This is a genomic window from Burkholderia sp. YHN3-13 (genome assembly GCF_055810675.1).
On sequence record NZ_JBVVNQ010000007.1, the window covers coordinates 81,141 to 106,611 of the forward strand.

The window sequence follows — 25,471 nt, forward strand, 5'->3', positions numbered from 1 at the left end:
TTTATGTCGCTTTCTCGGATGCGTGCGGCTCTTCCACGCGATTTCCGTCATCTTGTACCACATGCAAAAGTACCGACCCGAGTTCTTCGGCAGCCAGGTCACGGCGTTCGGGAGTATCCGTGCCGTAGTTCCGCCATATGAAGTAGTCGCTGTTTTGCGGTGTAACGCCTAGTTTTTCGAATACATGAGGCAGCGCGGGAACGTGGTCGCCATAGAAACAAACGACTGTTTCACGATCGCTGGTACGCAAATGATCGAGCAAGCGCCCGATCATTGCGTCGGCATTTTCAATGTGCCGTAGATATGCGGTCAGGTCGCGCCAGGAGGCGTCTTCGCCAAGAGTATGCCTCGAAGACGATTCTCCGGGTAAAACCTGCTCCAGGTGCAGGGGGCCGTGGTTTTCCATTGTCATTGCGAAGATGAAGCGCGGTTTCTTGCGCTCGCCTTCCAGCAAAGCAATCACTGCGTCCAGCACGGCGGCGTCGGAGATATACGGGCCGGCACGCGGCGCGTCGGCAAAGTATTCGATATCGAGAAATGTGTCGAATCCCAACAACGGAAAGACACGATTGCGGCCAAAGAAATCGGCGTAGTACGGATGAAGCGCCAGCGTCTCGTAACCGCCGCGGCCGAACCAGCTTGCGATCGACGCGCCCGCGCGACGCACGAACGCATATGGATAAAAGCGCGCGTAACCGAGGCGCTCGAACGACAGGCCGGTCAGCATCGAGAATTCCGTGCGCATCGTGTTTGCGCCCCATGCCGGCACCGAAAGCTCGCCATAGCAGACCGCTTCGCGTTTCGCGCGATCGAAACGGGAAAGGACGGCAGGCGCAATCGCGGGTGAGATGCGTCGCACGTCAAAGAGCGATTCGCTCTGGATCACGATGACGTCGGGGCGCTGCACCGACGTACCCGAGACGAAGGGGCCCGCTTCGACCACGCGCCGGAAGGCTTCGAATGCCGCGGGACGCATGCCGTTCAGCAAGTATGCGATGAAGACTGCGAAAAAACCGTGACGGCGCTGATCTTCCTCGGCGTCGAGCGCCAATGGCAGATGAGCTGCAATGTATCGCGCCAGTAAGAATGTAAAAACTGCAACAGCCGCCAGCGCGAGCACCGGACTCGGCGTGACGGGCGCCTCGGCGAGATAGCCAGTGACGACGAGCACGATCCCCGCGCCGATCGCCACGACCTTGCCCGCGCTCAGGAACGGCAGATAGAGCCGCGGGTGCGAGAACAACTGACTGAACAGGCTGAGATCGGTAAAAACGAACGGTTCGCGCAGGGATTCATATTTGGCATTGCTCACAACCGCGACGAGCCCGACCAGCGCGACCGCGACGGATGCAGAAAAGATCGGGCGCGCGGTGGCTAGCAGCATCAGCGCCGCGAAGAACACAACAGAAACCACGTGCAACAGCAGCGCATCTGTGCGACGCCGCAACGACGCACGCGGAATTGCGATCAGGTCCGGCAGAAACGATATGCCTGCCGCAACGGCGAGCGCGAGCCAGATAGCGCCCGTCAATTTACGTCTTCCTTGCCGGGCAGATACGAAAGCTTGTCGAGAATTGCATCGGCCAGCGTGACGGGCAACACGGTCAGGATGCGCATGCCGAACGCAAGCAGGCCCGGGAATGCGATTTCCGCGCGCCCGGCATCGAGCTTTCTGCGGATATATGCCGCGGCCTGCCCGGCAGTCCACATGAACGGCTTGTCACCGGGGAAAACGTCGCTCATCGACGTCTTGACAAAACCGGGAAGAATGACCGAGACACCGATTCCGTCTCGCTTCAGCAGCGGACGAACAGAATCGGCATAGGCCTTGATCGCCGATTTGCTTGCGCAGTACGCGGGCGAAATCGCCATGCCGCGAAGCGCAGCCAGGGAACTGACCGCGGCGATGCGGCCGCGCTTGCGGGCACGCATGCGTTCGACAACCGGGAGGACCGTGTGCATCGCACCGTAGAAATTCGTATCGACGACGGTGGTGATACGGTCGAGGTCCTCCCAGTCAGATGCGGAGGACAGCGTGCTCGCGACGCCAGCATTGGCGATGAGCAGCTCGATCGGATACTGATCGTCGAAACGATGCAGCCACTCGCGAACCGGTTCGGCGTCCCGCACGTCGACGATACCGACAATCACTGTCGCGCCTCGCGCGCGGCAGGCCGCCGCGGTCGATTCGAGTTGCGCTTCGTTCCGTCCGATGATGCCGAGCACGGCGCCGGATTGCGCATACGCAAGCGCAAGCGCACGCCCGATGCCCGCGCTTGCTCCCGTGACTACGACGCTCCGGATCGGCGCCCTAGTCATCCGCACGCTCTAGCCGGGCGACCGCGCCCGCAATGGCCATTGCGATACCGGACCGGGTGTAGAAATCGCCGTTGATCTGCGTGTGATGCATCACATAGTCGAGGAACGCGTGATAAAGGTCCATATCAGGAGGCATCCCGCCAAGCCAAAAGTCATCGAGATCACCCTGCCAGGTCAGGCCGCTCAGATTGTAGATAGCCGATCCAAGCGCGACCAACGGCCGCTTGTGATGCAGCGCGGACAACCCGACCGTGCTATTGATGACCACGACCCCGCGTGCGCGTTCAAGCAATGTCGGAAGATGGCCGGCGTCGATGAAACGAATCCGATCTTCCATGCCTGCGGCACGCGCAATTTTAAGCGAAAAATTGCGATACTCGATCAGCCCTGTGTCCAGCGGGTGATTTTTGATGACCAGCAGCGCATCTCGCGGCGCATATCGCGCGAAGGATTCCAAAACATGGCTGATTGCCGCCCGAATTCCATCGAAAGAAGAATGCACGACGATTTGCGCATCCGAATTCAATTGAAGAGGAAACAGGTAGTAAGGCCGCACGCCGTCGAGCAATTCCCGCGTTACGCGCTCTGCTTCACGCCGATGCTTGCGCTGCAGAAGCATCCGGACAGCGAGCCCTGAATACTCGAGAAATCCATTTTTAGGCCGGTGACTGCGATACTTCGGAAAACGGGGCCAGCACATCGCGTTTGCAAAACGATACGCAATGTCGTGGAACGCGCGCTCGTACAGGTTATAGCCCGTGGCCTGCCACTGCTCGGCAGGCGGTGTCACGCTGCGTTGCTGCAGATACCAGGCGGGATCGCGCGGCAGCAACGAGCGCCCGTTGACACCGTGGCTCTCCAGCGTGATCCAGTGCGGCCGGACGTAACCTTCTTCGAATACGTGAACCCGCAGATCATGCTCAGCCGAGACCGCCAGCATCTCGCGATGTATGTCGCGGCAGTCGCCGAACATGACGACGTCGGTGATTCCTTCTCGCCTCACGACATCGTCGTACCACTGCGGCAAATTCCCAACCTCGCCGCTATAATTCAAAACAGCCCCTGTCCCACCATACAACAAATCGCCACCGCAAAAATTTACTCGATGGACGGCAAACCCCTTGTCCTGGAGGGCACGCGCGAGTTGATAGAAAAAAAGCGAGGCAGTGCCTTGCAGCACGAGAAACGAGCGCGGCATCTAAGTTATTGAATCGAGGATCGAAGAGACGCTAAGCACGAGCGCAATGATTTGGAAAGGCACATGTAATGCGCGCAATCCCCGTAATCTCTCGTGTCAGCCTCAATGGCTGAATGAGGCGGCGATGACCGCCGCAAGGTAGGGAGGATACCTCATTGCAATGCAAATGAGAAATATGCGTGATCGTCAAAAAAACGACATATACCCCTCTCCGAATCCGCTTTCGCACGAGCGTCGCATATTTGCGGGTGGACCGGCTCGACAGGAGGCCGGCATCCGCACCGATTGCTTCTCCATGCCGTCCGCCTCGTCGCCGGCCTGGGGCCCGGCGCGTCGCAGGGACGCCCCGCCTTCCGCATTCGGCACGCATCACCCCTGCATCCACTTGCGCAGTCGTCCCGTCAAGGTTCGCGATTTGCGCGGCATGCCGCCGGCCGGCGACTGCGTGACCATCTCGCCAAGATAGGAATTGGGTTTGGGTGTACCGTCGACGATGTTGACCAGATTGCGAAGCTGCAAACGGCCCAGGTATTCGTCGGAAAACGCGGGCGTATAGTAGACGCAATCATCGAAAAAATAGTGCGTCACTTGCGACCAGCGTGACATGGCGGGATCGATTTGCGGACTCCCGCCGTGCAGCAGATTGGCACACCAGATCAGCGCCTGCCCTTTACGCGCTTCGAATGTCTTGATGGTGGCGCCCTTTGCCGCCACCATGCAATCCCAGATTTCCTGATAGGGCAATTGCGCCGATTCGCCGGACACCCCAAACCCGCGCCGACCGGCCGTTGCATTGTCGATCATCGGCCAGTTGTGCGATCCGGGGACCAGTTGAAGCGGCCCTGACTCCGGCGAGATGTCTTCGAGAGCGACCCACACCCCGCACATGAAGCGCTGCGGGATCGACGAGAAATGCACCGCGTCGGTATGCAACGGTTGCTGCGTACCAACCCGGAAATTGAGCGTCTGGAATGGAAATGCGGCCCGACCATACAAGCGTTCGAGCAAATCCAGCATCTGACGATTGGTGGCAATCGCCTTGACGTCCGGGTCCTTTATCCACGCGTCCTGGATACGGCCAGCACCATGGACCACGCCATCGCTACTCAGTCCCGTTTCGACAAACTGCCCGGCCAGGCGCTCGCGAATACGCGTAATCCGCGCATCGAGTTCAGCATCGGGAAAATCGATCACCGCATAGCCGTTGCGATTCAACGCCCGCGCAATCTCGCGCTCGCCGGACGTCAACTCCGCCTGCTCAATCTCGGCGTCGAACAGTGGGGACTCGATCAACGGAATGCCCGGAAGCAGACGCTTTTTTACATCCATGAATACTCCTTTTGCGTTACCTTACCCTCTCCGGGATACACCAGGGGGATCACATAACAGCCAAAAATCCTATTCCTTCACGGAATCCCACCTGTATTCCGGAAGAATTTTAAAATAGCAAAAACAACTCATTTCGCTCGAGCTTGCCAGGGATTACATACCCTTGAAAAATCCGAAATAGCAAAATCCTCCCGATCAAGGGTCAAATTTTCATTGTAGTACGGATCATTAAATTGATCGGTTCGCCACCTGGAAAGCATGAAGCTCTTCTCCCCATTAAATCTGGCGCGCTTCTCGGGAGACATCTGATCATCGCCCCTGCTATAGGATTCATAGTGATACAAGACTGCGTAAGGGGTCCACAATATTCGATAGCCCGCTTCCAGCACACGAAGGCACAAATCGACATCGTTGAATGCCACCGGAAGATTTTCTTCGTCAAATCCACCAACAGCTTGAAACACTTCACGCCGCATGACCAGGCACGCTCCCGTGACTGCCGAGAAATTCTGCGTCAACATCGCACGCCCGGCATAGCCCGGGTGCGCCGCGGGATACAACTTGTGCGCATGGCCGGCGAAACCGCCAATCCCCATCACCACGCCCGCATGTTGGATGAATCCGTCCGCGTAGAGCAGCTTCGCCCCTACGGCACCGATCTCCGGGCGCCACGCGTGCGAAACCATCTCTTTCAACCAGTCCGGCTCGCTTGCTTCCACGTCGTCATTCAAAAAACACAGCACATCGCCTGATGCATGCTTGACAGCGAAGTTGTTTATTGAAGAGTAGTTGAAAGGGAAATCATACTTCAAAACCATCACACCGATTTTCGCCGACAGGGACTGCAAATAATCAACCGTCTCCCGGCTTTCGCTTTGATTATCGACCACGATGACCTCCAGGTTCTCATAGGAGGTTCCGTGAAACAGGCTATGGATGCATTTCTTCAATAACGGGCCGCCATCTCGAGTCGGTATGATGACGGTGACCCTTGGTGCGGGCGTGGGCACCGGATACTGCACCCGATAAGTTCCAGCTAGATGCCCGCAGGAAACGCTCACTCCGGGTTGATCCTTGAAGTAATCCGAAAGCGCCCTCTGCCCGGCCTGGCCAATGCCATTGTCCGGATCGCATCCGGGCCCATTCCCACGCCGGGAATGATAGAGCACGCGCGGGATATGACAAATCTGGGACGCCGTGCTCGCTTTCACGCAACGAAGTGCGAGATCGTAGTCCTGAGCGCCCTCGAATTCGACCCGAAACCCGCCTATCTCGCGCAAGACGGATGTTCTATACGCAGCCAGATGCGAAATCAGATCGCAGGAGAAAAACAGGTCAGGGTTCCAGGAACTCTTGAAACAGCCATCGCCTCGAATCCCGTTTCGATCGATTTCATCCTTGTCTGAATATATTACATTCAGTCCATCAATTTCATTGACCTTCAAGGCAACGAAATAAAGTGCGTGAAGCGAGAGAACATCATTTCGGCCGAGAATCGTGGCGAACTCCCCCGTCGCCATCTCGAGGGCACTATTTTCAGCGATTGATACGCATCCACCCATCTCCCGAGAAACAATCTTTACCCGATCATCTTTTCCAGAAACCGACTCCAAATACGAAACCACTTCCGGATCATTCACCTCGTCGGCAGCAATGCATAATTCCCAATTTTCATAGATCTGCCCGAAAACGGACTGCACGGCAGATTTCAAGTAATCGATCGATGCCTCACACGCCGGCATCAGAACCGAAATCAACGGCTTCTTGATGAAAGAATCGATGTGCTGCCTGATCTCTGAAATATCGGATTGACGCAAGGTATCAAATTTTCTTACATACGATTCGTAATCCATCGGAGCAGAATGGAATCGCAATTTTGCACAATCCGCGTATGCGCCCTCCAGATCCGTCAACAAACGAGTCCAAGTGAGATTGTATTTTCTTGCTTGATTGGTATTTTTGAATTTTATCAGATCACCGATTACCTGCCCGGCCATTCTGATAACCTTCTCTGCACGAGTTATTCGAGTGATTCGCAGAAACTCCAACCGGACGATACCTTCGCCACACATGGGCGACAGCCGCAAACGGCGCGCCCCGGGCGAGATTCTGACGACATGTTTGACAATTCCCAGCCGAGTCGCGGGAATGACAAAGGACTCTGCATCGGTAAAACCCAATCCGGTATCCACGTGGAGCCGGGCCACCAGATGCGCGCCCCGCCGGATCATCCTGGATTCGATATGCACCCAGCCCGTCGGGACGACATCGGCCCCGCTCTCCGGCGCCAGATCGAAGAGGGGATGCTCGCCTGTCGACATCCAGTCGGAAGACGTCGGCCCGGACAAAGCCAGATCCCGGACAGGATTGACCTTGAATCGAACGGTTCGACGCACAATCGACAGGAGAAAATCTTTCATATTGATCGAAAATGGAGAAGCTACCGGCGACAAATCGGTCCCGCCGCCCGAGATGTCGCGCGCGGCGCGCAAGCGGAGACAGCGTACATACAGTCTCGCGCCCCCGTCATGCACCGTCCGAGCGAGTACGGTGAAGCACATCAAGTCCGCACGGGGCAAGCCTTGACAAGACTACGGTCAAGGATCGGCACTCAATCTGCCGCTACCCCGGGCGTACGAAGCGCGAGACGCCGGAGCGATGCAACACGCGGCGGCCACGCCAACTGGCAATCGAATCGATCGAGCGAGAGATTCGGGCTATAAGCCGGATCGTTCGCGATCAGGTCATGCCAATGACGCCGCATGTAATCGATCTCCCGAGCGGCACGGGCCATCTTCTCGGCGGTATCGTCCTGCCCCCGCGTTGCGGATTCGTGGTGATACAGCACGGCGTGCGGTGTCCAGAGCACCGTATAGCCGGCTTGACGAACGCGCAGGCAAAAATCGACATCGTTGAATGCAACGGCGAGATCGACCTCGTTCAAGCCGCCCAGTTGCTGATACAACGACCGCCGAACGACAAGACATGCACCGGTGACCGCGGACAAGGACTGCGTCGTGACCGCACGTGCCTGATATCCCGGCTCGTCGCGTCCCAACCCGCGATGCAGGTGATCCGCGCAGCCGCTGAGCCCGACGATGACGCCCGCATGCTGAACGCTTCCGTTTGTATAGAGCAGCTTGACACCGACGACACCGACTTCCGGCCGTAACGCGTGCCCCATCACTTCATCGAGCCAGTCGCCATCGATGACTTCCACATCGTTATTGACGAGCGCGACGAACTCCCCGCTCGCCATTTCGACCGCACGATTGTTGAGGGCCGAATAATTGAACGGACGATCGTCCCGGAGGATGCGTACCCCGTGATCGACTGCAAGCCGCGCCATGTAGTCGAGGGTATCCGGGTCGTCCGATCCGTTATCGACAATGATGATTTCGAATGCTCGATAGTGCGTCTTGGTGATAATCGAATCGACGCAACGGCTAAGCAACGAAAACCCGTTGCGGGTAGGAATCACGAGCGTGACGAGCGGCGCCCGTTCGGGCACGGGGTACCGTACGTGATGGCCGTATGCCGTCGACGAAACAGTCGCTTGAATACCGGCCCGCGACAGGTGACGTACGACCGCAAGCCTGCGTGTATCGCGCGCGTCACGTCGGGCAACCGGGTCCTGAGTCGATCCGGGTTCGGCACGCTTGTGGTAAAGCACACGCGGAATGTGCAGGATCCGATCCTGAGTGGTATGCGGGAGACACCGCAGTGTCATGTCGTAACGCGACGCCACCCCGTGGCGATGATCCCGCCCGCCGGACAAAGTAAACACTTCGGTTCGGTAAACGCCAAGGCCGGAAAACAGATCAGACGAGAGCATCAGATCCTCGTCCCAGTCGCTCTTGAACCGTGGACTGTGCCGAACACCGTCGATGTCGATGCAGTCTTCGTCCGAATAGAGCAGATCGACATCGGGGCGCCGGTCGATCGCATCCGCCACGACGTAGAGACCATGTCGCGGCAGTACGTCATCCTGTCCGAAGAACACGACCCAGTTGCCACTTTCGGCAAGCGTGCGGTCAAGCGTCGAATGTACGTTTGCCAAGGCGTGATCCGGAATCACACGGATGCGCGCATCGTCACGAAGGTCCCGCGGGATCAAATCGGTACGGTCGGCGCCGGGGCGTCGATCGACGATCAGAAGTTGCCAATTCGGGTAGATCTGCGCTGCAACCGAACGGATCGCCGTTTCCCAGTGCGGCGACGGCACATCGGACACCTCCATGCCGATCGCGAACACCGGGCTGGTGGCGAAGCGATGGAGACTATCCTGCATGATCTTGTACGTGTCGAGGCTTGGCGTATCGAAATGTCGAATCCAGTCCGGGTACCCAACCAGCAGCTCCGATTCCTCGAACAGGCAACAGTAGTCGCGCCACGCTTGCGCCATGTCGCCGCGCCCGCGACGGCTGTCCGCAAGATCGTAGTCATCGCCGCACGGCTTGTATCTCGGATGCAGCGCTTCGAGCTTGGTCATGATGCGCGAATGCGCAAACCGCGACGTGACCCGGGCAAGGCGGAACGTCTCGATGCGATCGGCAGACGGATCGTCGAAATCAATCTCGATCTCGATCTTTCCCCGCGCCGGGAGATGCACAAGCCGCTTGCTCACTTGCCGTGAGCCGAGCGCCATTGCAAGCGTTTCAGCCGACGGCCCGCCGGGCAGCCTTACCCGCGCTCGCAGCTGCGCCGCATGACTGCTCGTGCGCAGCTCGATCATGTACCAACCCGGCAGCAACCGGACGTCGACCAGATACACTCGGGTTCCCGGCCGATCCTCCGACGCGTGCATTTCGGCACTGGTTGAATCGACCAGGAACGGCATCCCCCACGTCAGGCGCAGGGCATTGAAGTCAAACATGGGCTTGCGCAGGAGGCGGCTCAAAAGTATTCGGCATCCTCGAAAGCAGGCGCCGCTGCATCCGTTTCGGATAACAGCGCGTCGCCCGATACCTTCGGCTTGAACAGCTTCACACCCGGAGTGGTGGTCGCAATTGCGTTCACCGGCCCGTTCCTTCCTTCAGAATGCCCTGCAGGTAGCGGCCATAGCCGTTTTTGCTGAGGGGTTGCGCGAGACGCTCCAACTGCTCGTCGTCGATGTAGCCAAACCGATAGGCAATCTCTTCGACACACGCAATCTTCAGCCCCTGCCGGTGCTCCATCGTCGCGATGAACTGCGAGGCCTCGAGCATCGAATCGTGCGTACCGGTATCAAGCCACGCAAAACCGCGCCCCATCGTCTGCACGTTGAGCAAACCATCCTTCAAATACAGCGCGTTGAGATCCGTGATCTCCAGTTCTCCACGCAAGGACGGCTTCAGCGATTTCGCAAACTCCACCACCTGCTCATCGTAGAAATAGAGTCCGGTCACCGCATAATGCGACTTCGGCACTTCGGGCTTTTCCTCGATACTGATTGCCTTGCCCGCCGAATCAAACTCGACAACACCGTATCGCTCCGGATCCTGTACATGGTAGGCGAAGACCTGGGCGCCGACGCTCTTGCTGACCGCGCTCTTCAACAGTCCGCCGAGATCGTGCCCATAGAAGATATTGTCGCCCAGAATCAGCGCCGAAGGATCGCCATCGATGAAGGACTCGCCCAACAGGAACGCCTGTGCGAGCCCGTCCGGACTGGCCTGCACCTTGTATTGCAGACGGATCCCCCACTGCGATCCGTCACCCAGCAACTGCTCGAATCGCGGCGTGTCCTGGGGCGTCGAAATGATCAGGATATCCTGGATCCCCGCCAGCATCAGCGTGCTCAACGGGTAATAGATCATTGGTTTGTCGTAGATCGGCAGCAGTTGCTTGCTGACTGCCTGTGTCGCCGGATAAAGGCGGGTACCCGACCCTCCGGCAAGAATAATGCCTTTGCGCTTCATGCTCGTTCTTCTTCCGTTTCAGTCGTGCAGTTGCTCGAATACGTCACCGTGCCATGTGGCAATCGAGACGGGCCTCCATGGGTCGCTTTGCGGGATGCTGAAACTCATGTGCCGCAACCGCCGCGATATCGCAAGTGCACAACGCCAGACCGACGCTACGCACTTCCGCAAACGCCGCGATGCGCATACTCGCGCCCGTTCCTCCCCCCTAATGCCGCGACTTGTCAGGCGAGGCGACTATTGTGCGTAGTGGCGGTCGATCCACGTACGATACTGGCCACTCGTGACGTTTTGCACCCACTGCTGATTCGTCAGGTACCACTCGACCGTCTTCCGGATACCCGTGTCGAAGGTTTCGGCGGGCTTCCAGCCGAGCTCGCGCTCGAGCTTTCGGGCATCGATTGCGTAACGCCTGTCATGGCCCGGCCGGTCCTGGACAAAGCTGATCTGCTCCGCATACGACTCGCCGTCATCGCGCGGCTGCAGTTCGTCGAGGATCGCGCAGATCGTCCGCACCACTTCGATGTTCGGCTTCTCGTTCCAGCCGCCGACGTTGTAGGTCTCGCCGGGCACACCATTCGCCAGGACCGCGCGGATCGCCGAGCAGTGATCCTTGACGTAGAGCCAGTCGCGAATCTGCTGGCCATCGCCGTAGATCGGAAGCCGCTTGCCGGCCAGCGCATTCAGGATGATCAGCGGAATCAGCTTCTCGGGAAAATGATAGGGACCGTAGTTGTTCGAACAATTGGTGGTCACCACCGGCAACCCGTACGTATGGTGCCAGGCGCGTACCAGATGATCCGATGTGGCCTTGCTCGCCGAATACGGGCTGTTCGGCTCGTACGTGTTGGTTTCGGTGAATGGTGGATCATCCGCACCGAGCGTGCCGAATACTTCGTCGGTAGAGACATGCAGGAAGCGAAACGCCTGGCGTTCGTCTGCCGCGAGGTCGGACCAGTAGGCACGCACTGCTTCGAGCAGATTGAAGGTCCCGACAACGTTTGTCTGAATGAAATCTCCCGGGCCGTGAATCGACCGGTCGACATGCGACTCGGCAGCAAAATTGATCACCGCACGCGGCCGATGCTCGGCGAGCAACCTTGAAACAAGGTGACAATCACCGATATCACCCCGGGCGAAATGATGCCGCGCATCGCCTTCCAGCGATTTCAGGGTGTCCAGGTTCCCCGCATAAGTCAACTTGTCGAGATTGACGACGGGTTCATCCGAACCGGCAAGCCAATCGAGGACAAAGTTTCCGCCGATGAACCCTGCGCCCCCCGTGATAAGCAACATACTCGCTACCTTTACTCATTTCAGAAAATTGATGTCCCGTGCGTGATTGCGGGGCATTCGCCGACATCGGACCCTGCCTCCGCCGCAATCACGCACCATGCTCACTCGGCCACGATGCCTCTGCCGCAGTAGAAATCGTCGAGCGCGAGAGACGAGAAAATTCGCTTTTCGTTGCTGGACAATCTCGCAACGAACCGCGAAAACAGTTCCTCACAACGCGCCTTGCTGATTTGCAGCGACCCAGACATGTCGTCGCGGAAACGAACCGCTTCCTTGACGAAATCCATGGCCCCCTGCTGCAACTCGTGCCGGCATTTCCGCCCTTGATCGATGTAGTCACCCGATTCACGAAACTCGACGGAATCGGTAGAGGCGTAACGAATCACCTGCTCGTCATCTGCACTGAGCATCTTTTCCAGCAGGAAGCTGTTCAGGAACATGAGCGGCGCGGTAGGCGCACGTTCGACACCCTCCGCAAAGCATCCTGCCGCCCGAACGCCGGCACCGGCCTCCAGCGACTGTCCCTTGGTATCGGTCATCAGATACAGGCCGTGCACCTTCTGATCGAGCAGCTTGATCAAATGCCGCTGGATGGTCGCGCCATAACCGACATCGACCACGGCGCCCCGGCTATCGGTATAGAGCCCCTTGTCGCGCAGATAAGCCACCGCGTTCGCACGCTCCAGCCCGGCCTGCTTGAGGATATGCGGCGTGATGAAGTGCAGGAAGGGGCGAATATGATCAATATCGTGATCCATGATCGTCAGCGGCTCGTGCCGCGCCCATACCTTCGCCCGTTCGCATTCGGCCCATTGCCGATCGTCCAGTACGGTGCCGAACCGTTCGTCCAGGAACATCGCCATGGACGCGCCATAGAAGTTGTTGGCAGCCGCGATGTCGAAGATGTCCTCGACCGTGCGAATGCAGGGCACGGTGACAGCCCGGCGAGAGATCAGCAGATATTCGCTGCGAACCGCTTGCTCCAGGCCGCCCTGCCAGCAATCGAAGACCTCTTTAAGGAACTTGCCCTCGCGCGCCAGGAAATACAGACGATTGAGGTTGTTGTCCCGCACCTGGCCACGCAGCCATTCCGAAAACGCGACCACGATCGGACCGAGCAGGCTGTAGCCGATCGACCGTGCGCTCGAGCCGAACATGTCGTCGGCCGAGAAATCGGGATAACTGACAGGTCCGTAATTTTCCGACGCAAGCGTGCCGAACAGGAACTGATCGGCCGCCGGTGCCGTTTCCGCATCCGGGATCAGGTCGGTGAGTAGCGGCATCGCACGCATCATGTTGATCGGCTTGACGACGTGCGTTGCCCGGATGCCCATGTCCGCAGGGATCTGGAAATCCGATCGCTCGTTATCGCCGATCATCACCATCTGGTACGGCAAAATTTTCTCTTCTGCCAGAATATGCTCGTACAGCTTGCCGCTATCCTTGCGCACGCCGACTTCGGACGACAGATAAAGATGGTCCCAGCCGTCAACGCCGCAACGCCGCAGCATCTCTTCGATGACTGCCCGCGTCAGGAACATGTCGCTGGCCAAGATAACCTTCTTGCCCTTTTGAGCGGCGAATTTCAGGAGCGCCACCATTTCATGCCGCGGCCGGACCGACTTGATCTCGAGATCGATTTCCCGGTCAGGCGTCAGCGATTTCCGCTCCCCGCGGTCGTCGACAGCAAGGTGCCGGTAGATATCGTGGATGTCGACATCGCGTCCCTTGGCTTCCCGCGCCCGACCTTCGGCCTGCACGCGAAGCTCGCGGAAACCGGCGATCCCTTGCCGCGCATATTCGGCGTCCAGCAAACACTTGACGTAGTCGGCATCGAGAAATGGTCGGGTCAGCAGGGTGTCGAAAATGTCGAACGCAACGACCTTCACATCATCGCTTTCGATCATCGAGTGCAGATGCGCGAGCGGCCGGTCGATGTACTGATTGAGCCGCCAACGCGACCAGCTCGGCGTCCGCGTGTCACGAATGACACCGAGCTGGAAATTCCGGGACGTCGGAATAACACCCAGCATCCGTTCGATGCCGTGAGCCAGCGTTCCGTCGGTCTGCCCTTGTTCCGGCGGGAAATTGCTCCACTCCAGCCCCGCTTCCAGCAAAGGCCGCACGGCTTCCGTACACGCCCAGAACATCGATCCGGCCGGAAAATCGAAATACCCGTCTGGGAGCTTCTCCACTCCGAAACGCGGCGCCCACGCTCGCGCCACGCCCGAATTGGCCAACCAGGTATTGGCCATGTAGGGCAAGTTGTAGAAGCACTGCGGATAAATCATCCCGTAGCGACCGCTCTTGAGCGCGCGCAAGAACAGTGCGATTCTTTCCGGCTGCTCGAACAGCGAACCTAGCAGATACTCCCGCCAGCCGTCCGTCTTCCCGTTGTTGTACAACGACTTTTTCGTCTGGATGTGCGAAATGACGTCATATTTCGCCAGATCCTTGCCGAACTCGACAACGAACGGAGCGATGTCACGGCCGATATTGGGCACGACACGAACATCAACGCGGGCGGCATTCGGGATGGTCGCAAATACCTTCTCGACGGACTCGCGGGCCGCCTCGTTTGCCGTGGAAGCATAGAGATCGAACGAACACGGGATCCGGCTCAGGTACTGCGCGAACTCTCCGGCCAGATCCGCATAGTACATATGCGCGTGTACGGCCACGGACATGCCTTGAACCGCAGCCACGTCGATGCCGCCCGGGCCGACGAACTCCGCCGGCTGCGCGCGCACATGCCCGATATCCGGCCGATCCGAAAAATCGCCTTCATCGATTCTTTTCAGGAGATCTCTGGTTCCGGAATAATTTTCCGTGAAATAAGTAAAGTTGGCCGACGGCCGTCGGCCGATCCGGGCGCCTATCCACAAATAGTGATATGCCGGCTCGAGACCAATCCAGCCGACATCCGGATACTCCCGCAAATACCACTCGGCATCGAAATGCTTCCACCCGCGAATAGCGGCTACTTCTCTCTCATTGATAGTGTCGATCACAGTCGCACCCCTTTTTTAATAATGCGTCCCTCGTTGATGCCGTGATTGATGTAGTGCCGCAGAGGGTCTGCCCTGCCTTCCAGAACGTCGGGATAGGTAGCGACATAATCATCCGGATCGAACAAGCCTTGCTCTTTCAGCGAGACCTTCTGTCTCTTGTGGCTGAAATACGCCGGCAGCCAAGCGAGCGCTCGCGCCTTGCTGGAAGTCGAAAAACCTTTCGTCAACACCGAAATAACCCGGCATAACCATTCGATCTGCATCTTCAAGCCGGAAATTTGCTGATCGCGCTGTTGAATGTACTGATCGCGCTCCACAATGAGCCGCGTCAGCCCGCCGATCTCGCGAAAACGCTCGTGCAGGCGCTCTTCGCTTGTCGCCTTCTGCGCGGCAAGTTCCGCGAGCCGCGCTTCCAGAGCAAGCTGCATCTCCGTGGAGTCGGCGTGCTCCCTCGCGCGGTCCGACGTCATTGCCTGCAACTGCGTGCGCAATTCCGCGATATGGTGATCACGTTCGTGGATGTGTTGATCACGCTCCTGGATAAGCCGCGTCAGCCCGCCAATCTCACGGAATCTCTCCTGCAGGCGCTCGTCACTCGCTGCCTTTTGAACAGCAAGCTCCGCAAGCGCGGCCTCGAAAGCCCCCTGTCTCGCAGTCGCCTCTGCCCGCTCCGTCGCAAGCTCGGAAGTCAGCGCCTGCAGCTGCCCGCTCTGTTCGTCCAGATGCTCGTCATGCTCGCGAATCAGTTGTACCAATTCGCCGATCCGTTCCTGCAAGCGCACTTCGCTCGCCGTTTTCTGAGCGTCGAACTCGGCATGCTGGGCCTCCAAAGCACGCTGCAATACAGCAGAGCCGGCCTGCTCCTTCTCGAGTCTCTCCGTCAGCACCCGCAACTGATTGTCCTGATCCGCAAGATGCTGGTCGCGCGTCCGAACAAGCGTCGTCAATTCATCGATTCGCGTCTGCAAACCGGCTTCGCTCGATGCCTTCTCGGCCGCAAGTTCCGCCAACCGAGCCTCGAAAGAGCGCTGCGACGCCATGGCGTCGGCACGCTCCTTCTCAAGTTCCTCGGTCAGTGCCCGCAATTGACCGCCCTGCGTCTCGAGTTGCTGGTCGCGCTCCTGAAGAAACTGCGTCAGACCGCCAATCTGGATGTGCAAGTGCTTTTCGCTCGCCGCCTTCTGATCAGCCAGTTCCGCGAGACGCGCCTCGAAAGAGCGCTGGTGCGCGACAGCCCGCTCCGCGTCGTCACGTGCCTGACGCAGAAGACGCATGTCCTCTGTCGCTTCCATCGAATCGACAATCAGCGACGACCGCCAGTTGAGCGCATTGGTACAACGCACCTTGTTGTGGACGAAGTCCAGATTGAGCTCGGCATCGCACGGCCCGCGCCGGAACACGGCACAGAAATCGTTCCACGAATCAGCTTCCCGCTCTGCGACGAAGCTTTCCACGAGGGTCAACTCAAAGCCTTCGGTGCGCGCCAACTCTTCCAGTGCAAGCCCGGAATCCGGGTAGAAGCGCCAATAATCCTTCGGATAGCGGTGCACCGACCCATTGGAAGGCGCACTGACATAAACATGCCCACCCGGCTTCGCCTTCCGACACATCTCGATAAAGGTCCGCCAGAAGGCATTGTCATGTTCGAAGACCGATGACGCGATGACCAGATCAAAGTGATCGTCCGGTACGCCCCAATCGCTGATGCCGGTGATGACGACATCGACCCCGTCTCCCGCCACAAAATCCAGCCCGACATACTCGGCATTGCGCGGAGAATGATCTCGCAATGTGCCGTTGATGTTCTGCGCGCCGATCTCGAGTATCTTCGAAGGGATCGATGGCAAATAGGTATCCATGACCAGACCACCAATCTTATATGCAGTGTCATGCATACGCCGCTTCCTTATACATAGAGTTCACTCTCGCTTTATTTCAAAGCGACTCATAAAGTCGAATCGCGTCCTCAACGGTCTCGCAAGTCTTGAGCACGCCGTTTTCCAGAACCGCGGCATGAGTGCAGACATTGCGAATCAGATCCGTCTGGTGCGCAACGATGATCATGGCGCGATCACCCCGTTTTTCGAACAGCTCGACATTGCATTTCTGATGAAAACGGTGATCGCCGACCGACATGCCCTCGTCGATCAGGAAGCAATCGAATTCGATCGACATCGAAATGGCAAAAGCCAACCTCGAGGCCATCCCGGAAGAGTACGATTTGACCGGCTCGTCAAGATACGCACCGAGTTCGGCAAAATCCTCGACCAGATCAAGGGTCTTGCGATAATCGACGTCGTATATGCGGGCAATCAGCCGCACATTGTCCTTGCCGGTCAGGCTACCCTGGAACGTCCCGCCGAATGCCAGCGGCCACGATACCGACATCGTCTTGATGACCTCGCCGGAATGCGGTTTGTCCGACCCGCTGATAATGCGAATCAGAGTAGATTTTCCCGCTCCGTTGCGGCCGAGGATGCCCCACCGCTCGCCCGCCTGAACACGAAGGTTGACGCCTTTGAGCACTTCGCGATGCGATCGCCCGTGATGGATCGAATACCGTTTGGTGACATTACGCAGTTCAATCATGCCGGCCTCAACTCAGTTCAATTGCACGCGCCGGATGGCGATGTGCGCAATCGACAGAGCAAAGAGAGTAAAAAACAACAATACGGTTACCGTATAGCCAAGGTAGTACAGCGTAGGCATTCGGTCCCCGTAATATCCGTAATGGAAATACTCCACCGCGTCGACCAACGGAAAGTACGTCAGCAATTCCGCGAGCCGCGGCGGCAGGACGTATGTCGGAATGAAAACACCCGAAAAGGGGATCATCAGGTACAGGATGACGTGCGAGACGCGCTCCACCGCCTCGCTCAGCTCGGACAACGCCGCCATCGTCATGACGAAGTTGAACGAAAACCAGACGACCAAAAAATATCCGAGAATCATGCTGAGCGGATCAGCGGGAAGCTGGCAAATGCCGATCACCACCAATACCGTGTACAGCAGGAGAAACGAAGCGGTAGCGCCTGCAAATTCAAGAATGATGCGCGAGTACAGTATGTCGATCGGGCGGATCGGCTTGTGATGCAGCAACGAGCGATTATATTCGATGGCCTTGATTACCCGGCTGGCTGTATTTCGCCAGAACAGCAGGGTCGGATAGCTGACCGCCAAATATTCGGCAACCGAATACTTGGCCTTCGATTCCGTATGACTGAAAATAATCATCACACCGACAACAAACATCGCCGGCTCGGCCATCATCCACAATACGCCGAGCCCTTCGCGACCGAAACGCGTGATCATCTCGCGCATGACCAGCGCCCAGATCACGCGGATCTGAATGCGCGACTGCTCCCAAAATGTCGGCGGACGATAGTCAGCGGTCATAGTGTTCTTTCACTCCACCGATGACGATGGTCAACACGCCCCACAAGACAAGGCCAAGCAGGAAAGTGGCGAGAATGGCTCGCCCCCGGCGCGGGCTCATCGCATAGTCGGGCAGACTGGGTTCAGCAATACGCTCAAGGTAAAGCTGCTTGCGCTCGGCCTCGACGCGCGCCTGATCCAGCAAGGTGATGGCGCCTGCAAGGATTTTGTCGGCCACCTCCTTCTCCAGTGTCAGACGCTGGAATTCGGCGGCCTTGCTGGCCAGCGAAGCCCCTTGCGAACCCGCCACGCGCTGGCTCACCTGATCGATCGCCTGCTGCAGCAGCTTCGCGCGATCGCGCAGGGTCGGCAGTCCCGGATTGTTCGGCGACAATCGTTCCATTTGGGCAATCTGCACACGTGTGGCAATCAAATCGTCCTGAAGCTTTCCAACCTGCTGCAGCGGGATCGTGGACTGGCGCTCGGGGTCGATCACGCCCGCACTGTTCCGATAATGCGCCAATGCCAGCGTGGCGACCCGGTCACGTTCCTTTGCCACGTCAACATCGTGCTGGGCCGTATTGATCAAGTCTGCCCGGGCGCGCGTATTCATCTGATTGACGATCCGCTCACCCAGTTCCAGCAGGCGCTTGTTCATGCTCCATGCAAGATGGGGGTCGTATGCGTTGGTATTCAACGTCACGATCGAGGAATCGGTCTCGACCTTGGCATCGACGATATTCTTGCCGTAGTAAAGATAAAACTCTTCCAGGCTGCTGTTGAGCCCGAAGATAGAAAAACGATTAATAAAGTCAATCGATCCACTCTGAAACGCCGACTTGATGTGCTGCTCTTTATCCAGCACCATCATCGCATCACGAGAAAGAATGTATTTCTGAACCGTATAGGCATCGCCGTCTGATTGAGAAAATCCACCGACGCCTTTCAGCAATCCGCCTAACCCTGACGCACTGGACTGTTGCGGACTGCGAATCAGAAAACTGCTAACCGACGTATATTGATCGCTGGCAACAAGACCAAAATAAACAATCGAAGCAGCAGTAGGAATGACGACCGTTATCAAAAACAAACGGTTAATTCGCTTCAAAAATTTCATAATCACTTAAACGTCTGGACGCCAGACACGATCGGATAGGCTACGGAGAACACGAGGTTCAGCACTTTCTGCAGTTCTGCCACCGGCGCATTGGAGACGTAGAGAACGTCCCTGTTGTCCATCATGAAGCTCTGCGCCACGAAGAACGAATCCGGGTCTTTGAGGTTGATGTGATAGATGACCGGGACTTTGCCATTTGCCGTCGTTCGCACCGGCTGGTTGGGCCAATTGAGCGCCTGCTGATCCTCCAGCCGGAAGATGAACACGCCCTGCGCATCCGAACGCGAGTCTTGCAAGCCGCCTGCCCGCGCCAACGCCTGCGCCAGCGTGATGCCCTGCGCCTCGAAATTGATTTCCTCGTTCTTGCCGGTCGCACCGAACGCGGTGAAGCTGTAGGGCTGGAACAATGCCGTAACGACATCGCCCGCCCTGAGCGGGACATTCTGGCGCGGATCACGTATCACCGTCTCCAGGGGCTCGAGCGCAACCGTCTCGCCACGGGTCACCTGAATCATGATTTTGTTGATCGGCTGTTTAACGCCACCGGCCGCGGCAACCGCGTCGAGAACGCGCTCGCCGCGTGCACTCAACTGCATGCGCGTGCTGCTCGATACGTCGCCCACCACCGTGACGTACGACGTTTCGTTACGCGCCAATTGCACCAGCACCTGCGGGTCGTGCGCGATATTCTTGAGGCGCGCTGCTACAAGCGCCTGCAACTGACTCGGCGTACGGCCCGACGCCTTGACGGCACCGACGAACGGCACATGGATGTTGCCACTCCCGTCGATCACTTGCGTCGGCAGCTTGGTCAGCCGTGCGCCAGTCGGTAGACTGCTGGATGTCGGGGCGTCACTCGTGCCGCCGCCGAACAGCGTGGCAGGCGGCGCTTCCCAGATCGACACCTCCACCACGTCGCCCACGCCCAGCTGTTGCTGAAACGCCGAGTTATCGCCTAACGTTGCAGCGAAATCAGTGTTCTTGCGGCCGGCGTAGAGTTGCCGCGCAATCTGATCGGTCACATTGACGACCTGGATTCCTTGCGAACTGACCTGATTTGTGCCGCTACCACTAGCATTAATCTCGGAACGACTCGGCCCGGACGTGGGAATGGCCCCGCAAGCAGCCAGCCCAATGGCACCGCCGATGGCAGCAGCCAACCAAACACTGCGATTTAAACTCTGCATTTAACAATCCAGTCATTCAAAGGCCGCCGGATTTTACCGCACAATGTAAGATGTACCGGGGAATTCACCGGCGTGGAGCACCCGAATCGCCGACAGACACCCGTGGGGCTCCTTCGGTTTTTCGCCGCCCAGCGGCCCTGGCTTACAAGCAGCCAAATCCTTCGCCCGCCAAGGCGCGGGCCGATTTGGTGCAAACAGGCGCGGTCTCAAAAGTCCATTGCAGCCGCGCGCGACGGCGCGAGCGGATCGGTAAATCTGACATCAAGCTTCAATTGGGTTTGGCATGCTCGGCATTTGCACGGGTCAATAGACGCGTGCGCGATTTGTCCCGTCATCCGAGATGCCATAGAATTACCCGGCGGAATTGTTGCATGAGCCGTCAAGCTTCGGCAAACAGAAACATTTTTCATTTCCGCAAGCACAACCACATTGCACCCGCGTGACCAAAATACTTCTAGACGTCACTCGTCTTGCCACTCGCTTTTATGATGGCCTGATCCCCACCGGGGTAGACCGAGTCGGACTGGCCTACATCCGCCGGTATGGCGACCGCGCACGTGCAGTCCTGAGCGAACGTGGCTTTTCCACGGTTTTAACGGAAAAAGACTCGCAGAAGGCCTTCTCGCTGCTGCTGTCGTCGAGTCACGATCGATGGGCGCTGCGCAGAATTGTTGCTTCCGCGTTGCTGAACCAGCTTTATCCGCCACGATTCGATCGCGCAATTTTGTTGCATACCAGTCACAACGGGATGGAGTTCACCCGGTACTATCGGGCGATGGCGCAACGTAACGCGCGCTCGGTCTTCATGGTTCACGACCTCATTCCGTTGACGCACCCGGAGTACTGCCGCCCGGGTGTGGACGCGTCGCATCGCACCCGCATCCATACTGCGCTACGGCATGCGAGTGGCCTGATCAGCAATTCACAGGCGACTTACGACGAACTGGCGAACGAAGCGCGACAAGCGTCGCTGCCGCTTCCACCGGTCGTCGTCGCGCCGCTCGCCCCCGCGGTAGAGCCTCATCCGCCGAGCCCGCCGCCGATCGAGGCGCCTTATTTCGTGATGCTCAGCACGATCGAGCCGCGCAAGAACCACTGGTTCATCCTGCACGTATGGCGACGCCTGGTCGAGCAGATGGGCGACGCCGCCCCCAAGCTCGTCGTCATCGGCCGGCGCGGCTGGGAATGCGAGAACGTCGTCGACATGCTGGAGCGGTGCGCCACAATTCGCGGTGCGGTCATCGAGGAATCGGATTGCAGCGACGATCGGCTGCATGCGTGGTTGCAGCATGCGCGAGCGCTCGTGTTCCCGTCGTTCGCCGAAGGCTACGGCATGCCGCTCGTCGAGGCGTTGATGCTGGGCGTGCCGGTGCTCGCCAGCGACCTGCCGGTCTTTCACGAGATCGCATCGGACATTCCCGACTATCTCGACCCGCTCGACGGGCCGGGATGGCTCTCCCGGATTCGCGCGTACGCCCGGCCGGACAGCGCCGAGCGAGCGAACCAGATCGCGCGGCTCGAATGCTTTCGAGCGCCGACGTGGGCCGAGCACTTTGAACGAATCGACGGCTTTCTCGAGTCGCTCCGCTAAATGATTCCGGCACCGACCGAATCTCAGATGACGCCCGAAATCAAGCCACCCGCCGCAACCGACATTGTGCCCGGCAAGCGCAGAAGCAAGTGGCCAACCGTAAAGTCGCCGTTCGTGTGGATCGATTCGTGGCTCGGCATCACGCTTGCCCGCACGTCGGCATCGCTCGGACGTACCGTCTGCCCGGTCTGTCCCGGCCCCGTCTTCGTTCGACATGCGCCGCCTCTTTCCTGGTTCCGCATTCCGCCGGATCTGGTCGCGCGCGGCGGGCTTGTCGCCGCACTCGACCGCGTGCTCCTGGCTTCGCCCGTCGCCGACGCGAACGCACGATGTCGCGATCTGATCCACCGAGTCCTCGATAGCGATGCGTTGCACGTTCGGCACCGGGTGGCCGAATTGCCGGACGCATGGCACGCATCCGGTCGCGACAGGCGCATCGTGCTGATCGACGAACGAGAAACGTCGCATGCCGATATCTGCACACCGGCAGGGCACCGCCGCGGAAACTTTGCTGCGATGGCAGATGCAGCACGTATTGCGCACCCCGGCGCCGACGTGTGGATCCTTCGCTCCGCCGACGCAGGCGCCGGCGATTGGTTGTCGAACAAAACACAACTGCCCGGGAATACCGGAGTCCTCGACGCCGCACATTCGTTGAGGGACATCCTTCGACGGGTGGACGCCGTCTATGTCGTCGGCGCGTCCGAAGGGATGGCGGCGCTTCTGTCCAGCATCCCGGTCCATGTGTTCGGTACACCCTATTACGCCGGCTGGGGACTGACCCAGGATCGCACCACGATGGCGGAGCGGCGTGCGCGCCCGTCCGTGTTTGCGTTGTTCGATGCCGTGTTCCTGCAACTCGCGCATTACCTCGACCCGGCACGCGGCACCCGGGGCACGCTCGAAAACGCCCTCGACTGCATCGAGCTGCAGCATACCGTCGCCGCCCGCTACAGCGACCTCGGACGGGTTGCCGGCGTGCGCTTCCAGTGGTGGAAGCGGCCGTATGCGACGCCGTACCTGTCGGCAGGGGGCGGGACATTACGTTGGGTAGCGGATCCACGCGACACGCACAGCGACGAACATGCAGCGATATGGGGCGGACGTCCCGCCGAAGGCCTGCCGGACGGGGCAGCACACATCCGGATTGAAGACGGTTTCATCCATTCGACGGGACTCGGTTCCGACATGTCTCCGCCGTGCAGCCAGGTGATCGACCGCCGCGGCCTGTATTTCGACGCAAGTCGCCCGAGCGACCTGACCGTCATTCTCAACCAGGCGACGTTCAGCGAACCGGAATTGCGGCGCGCGGCAGCGCTACGGCAGGCGATCGTGCAGTTCGGGCTCACGAAATACAATCTCGGCCGCCAAGCGCCGACATGGCGCATTCCGCATGACAAGCGCATCGTCCTCGTCGCGGGCCAGGTTGCGGACGATGCGTCGATCCGGTTGGGAACGGGCACGATAGCCACGTCGGAAGCCTTGTTGCAGGAAGTGCGTGCTCGCCGACCTGACGCATTCGTCATTTACAAGCCGCATCCGGACGTGCTGTCCGGCAATCGCGCCGGGCTCGTCGACGCAGCGCACCTCGCAGACGTCGTCGATGCGCACGCTGATCTCATTTCGCTGATCGACGTGGCGGATGAACTGCATACGCTGTCCTCACTCGCCGGCTTCGACGCGTTGATGCGCGGGAAAGAAGTCCATACCTACGGCTTGCCCTTTTACGCAGGCTGGGGACTGACGCATGATGCGCTGGACCAGCCGTGGCGCGAACGCCGACTGTCGCTCGACATGCTGACAGCGGGCGTGTTGCTGCGTTACGCGATCTATTGGGACTGGCAGCGCTCGCTGTTCACGACGCCCGAGGCAATCGTCCGGCAACTCGCGCCGAATGCGGCTCGACCGCTCGAGAAAATACGTGGCAATCGCGCTCGCCCGCTCGTCAAGGCGATACGCTGGACGCGCAATGCGATACGTTATGCCGGTTGGCAAGGGCGGCAATATTTTCGCGATCGAACGATGCGTTGACGGCACTCGATACTCGGTCGCCGAATCATCAGGTACAACCTGTTCGAGCCATTTCAGACGCCTTTGGCACGAGGCCGACACCCACCACGGGCAGCACGCACACGCGTCCTGCCCGTCTTTCATTTCGTCAAGCAACGTAAGACAGGTTGCCCGCCGCTCCCCGCTCAGGTTATAAAAGCGCCACCCATTCCGGTGCATGCGCCGCCCTTTCTACCCTTGACTTCGGAGAACGCATGATCGATCTCGCCACCGCCCAGCAATTCCTGATGACCCGCGGCCTCGACTTCGGCCTCAACCTCCTCGCCGCGATCGTCCTGTGGTTCGTCGGCCGCTGGGCGATCCGCATCGGTACCCGCCTGCTCGGCAAGGTCGTGCGCCGCAGCGGCAAGGTCGACCCGACGCTCACCGACTACCTGACCTCCGTCGTCGGCGTGCTGCTGACGATCCTGCTGATCCTCGCGATCCTGCAGATCTTCGGCGTGCAGACCACCTCGTTCGCCGCGCTGCTCGCCGGCCTCGGCCTCGCGATCGGCACGGCCTGGGGCGGCCTGCTCGCGCATTTCGCCGCCGGCGTGTTCATGCAGGTGCTGCGTCCGTTCAAGATCGGCGACGTGATCAGCGCGGGCGGCGTCACGGGCACCGTGAAGGAACTCGGCCTGTTCGGCACGACGATCATCACGCCCGACAACATCGTCACGATCGTCGGCAACAACAAGATCTTCTCGGACAACATCGCGAACTACAGCGCAACGTCGCACCGCCGCGTCGACCTGACCGCGAAGATCGCGAACAGCGTCGACGCCGTCGACGCGATCAACCGCCTGAAATCGTCGATCCAGCAGATCCCGAACGTGCTGACCAACCCGGCGCCGGACGTCGGCGTGCTGCAGTTCACGCCGGAAGGCCCGTTGCTGTTCGTACGCCCGTCCACGGCACCCGAGCACTACTGGCAGGTGTACTGCGACACCAACCGCGTGATCCTCGAGACGTTCCGCGACGCGCAATACCCGACGCCCGAAACGCCGGTCGCGCATCGCAACGCGTAACGGCATCGGCGGACGAAAAAAGCGTGGCACTCGCCACGCTTTTTTATTGCGCCAAAGAGACGGCAAACGCG

Annotated in this window: 18 protein-coding genes; 3 read left to right on the plus strand and 15 right to left on the minus strand. The window is 59.0% G+C overall.

Going from position 1 to position 25,471, the window contains the following annotated elements; translation table 11 throughout:
• Position 1 precedes the first annotated feature (1 nt).
• The 15 genes from AC0KUR_RS17890 to AC0KUR_RS17960 all read right to left on the minus strand — a co-directional run bounded on the left by AC0KUR_RS17890 (position 2) and on the right by AC0KUR_RS17960 (position 20,732).
• Positions 2–1,531 carry an LTA synthase family protein gene (locus AC0KUR_RS17890; protein WP_034187196.1) on the minus strand — a complete coding sequence of 510 codons (1,530 nt, stop codon included), beginning with the start codon at positions 1,529–1,531 and terminating at the stop codon, positions 2–4.
• Positions 1,528–2,319 carry an SDR family NAD(P)-dependent oxidoreductase gene (locus AC0KUR_RS17895; protein WP_301740565.1) on the minus strand — a complete coding sequence of 264 codons (792 nt, stop codon included), beginning with the start codon at positions 2,317–2,319 and terminating at the stop codon, positions 1,528–1,530. The genes AC0KUR_RS17890 and AC0KUR_RS17895 overlap by 4 nt, the downstream gene beginning before the upstream one ends.
• Positions 2,312–3,517: a capsule biosynthesis protein gene (locus AC0KUR_RS17900; protein WP_034187194.1), complete on the minus strand. Its 1,206-nt coding sequence runs from the start codon at positions 3,515–3,517 to the stop codon at positions 2,312–2,314. The genes AC0KUR_RS17895 and AC0KUR_RS17900 overlap by 8 nt, the downstream gene beginning before the upstream one ends.
• Positions 3,518–3,886: 369 nt before the next feature.
• Positions 3,887–4,846 (minus strand): phytanoyl-CoA dioxygenase family protein, encoded by a 960-nt coding sequence (locus AC0KUR_RS17905; RefSeq protein ID WP_034187193.1) that lies wholly within the window; start codon positions 4,844–4,846, stop codon positions 3,887–3,889.
• A 128-nt stretch (positions 4,847–4,974) separates the two neighbouring features.
• The gene (locus AC0KUR_RS17910; RefSeq protein ID WP_473376249.1) at positions 4,975–7,266 is read right to left on the minus strand and encodes a glycosyltransferase family 2 protein; all 2,292 of its coding nucleotides are present in this window, start codon (positions 7,264–7,266) and stop codon (positions 4,975–4,977) included.
• 191 nt (positions 7,267–7,457) lie between these two features.
• Positions 7,458–9,746, minus strand: a complete 2,289-nt coding sequence (locus tag AC0KUR_RS17915; RefSeq protein ID WP_059557308.1) for a glycosyltransferase family 2 protein — start codon at positions 9,744–9,746, stop codon at positions 7,458–7,460.
• Entirely contained in the window at positions 9,743–9,865 is a 123-nt protein-coding gene (locus AC0KUR_RS17920) for a hypothetical protein (RefSeq protein WP_257786211.1), read from the minus strand. The genes AC0KUR_RS17915 and AC0KUR_RS17920 overlap by 4 nt, the downstream gene beginning before the upstream one ends.
• Positions 9,862–10,746 (minus strand): glucose-1-phosphate thymidylyltransferase RfbA, encoded by an 885-nt coding sequence (gene rfbA, locus AC0KUR_RS17925; protein WP_034187192.1) that lies wholly within the window; start codon positions 10,744–10,746, stop codon positions 9,862–9,864. The genes AC0KUR_RS17920 and rfbA overlap by 4 nt, the downstream gene beginning before the upstream one ends.
• A gap of 237 nt (positions 10,747–10,983) precedes the next feature.
• Positions 10,984–12,042, minus strand: a complete 1,059-nt coding sequence (rfbB, locus tag AC0KUR_RS17930) for a dTDP-glucose 4,6-dehydratase (RefSeq protein ID WP_473376250.1) — start codon at positions 12,040–12,042, stop codon at positions 10,984–10,986.
• A 101-nt stretch (positions 12,043–12,143) separates the two neighbouring features.
• Complete coding sequence (locus tag AC0KUR_RS17935) at positions 12,144–15,053, minus strand: rhamnan synthesis F family protein (RefSeq protein ID WP_473376251.1); 2,910 nt, start codon at positions 15,051–15,053, stop codon at positions 12,144–12,146.
• Positions 15,050–16,912, minus strand: a complete 1,863-nt coding sequence (locus AC0KUR_RS17940) for a methyltransferase domain-containing protein (RefSeq protein WP_175027622.1) — start codon at positions 16,910–16,912, stop codon at positions 15,050–15,052. The genes AC0KUR_RS17935 and AC0KUR_RS17940 overlap by 4 nt, the downstream gene beginning before the upstream one ends.
• A 76-nt stretch (positions 16,913–16,988) precedes the next feature.
• On the minus strand, positions 16,989–17,642 hold the full coding sequence (locus tag AC0KUR_RS17945; RefSeq protein WP_034187188.1) for an ABC transporter ATP-binding protein: 654 nt from the start codon (positions 17,640–17,642) through the stop codon (positions 16,989–16,991).
• Between the two features lie 12 nt (positions 17,643–17,654).
• Positions 17,655–18,449, minus strand: coding sequence for an ABC transporter permease (locus AC0KUR_RS17950; protein WP_034187187.1), 795 nt, complete (start codon positions 18,447–18,449; stop codon positions 17,655–17,657).
• A complete protein-coding gene (locus tag AC0KUR_RS17955; protein ID WP_034187186.1) occupies positions 18,439–19,545 on the minus strand; it encodes a KpsE/RkpR family capsule polysaccharide export protein in 1,107 nt (368 codons plus the stop codon). The genes AC0KUR_RS17950 and AC0KUR_RS17955 overlap by 11 nt, the downstream gene beginning before the upstream one ends.
• A gap of 2 nt (positions 19,546–19,547) precedes the next feature.
• A complete protein-coding gene (locus AC0KUR_RS17960) occupies positions 19,548–20,732 on the minus strand; it encodes a polysaccharide biosynthesis/export family protein (protein ID WP_034187185.1) in 1,185 nt (394 codons plus the stop codon).
• 439 nt (positions 20,733–21,171) lie between these two features.
• On the opposite strand from AC0KUR_RS17960, the gene AC0KUR_RS17965 reads away from it, so the two are divergent.
• The 3 genes from AC0KUR_RS17965 (at position 21,172) to AC0KUR_RS17975 (ending at position 25,400) form a co-directional block, all read left to right on the plus strand.
• The gene (locus AC0KUR_RS17965; protein WP_049034365.1) at positions 21,172–22,323 is read left to right on the plus strand and encodes a glycosyltransferase family 4 protein; all 1,152 of its coding nucleotides are present in this window, start codon (positions 21,172–21,174) and stop codon (positions 22,321–22,323) included.
• A 27-nt stretch (positions 22,324–22,350) separates the two neighbouring features.
• The gene (locus tag AC0KUR_RS17970; protein ID WP_473376252.1) at positions 22,351–24,354 is read left to right on the plus strand and encodes a capsular polysaccharide biosynthesis protein; all 2,004 of its coding nucleotides are present in this window, start codon (positions 22,351–22,353) and stop codon (positions 24,352–24,354) included.
• Positions 24,355–24,587: 233 nt separating this feature from the next.
• Complete coding sequence (locus AC0KUR_RS17975; protein WP_034187183.1) at positions 24,588–25,400, plus strand: mechanosensitive ion channel family protein; 813 nt, start codon at positions 24,588–24,590, stop codon at positions 25,398–25,400.
• The last annotated feature ends 71 nt before the right edge of the window (positions 25,401–25,471 follow it).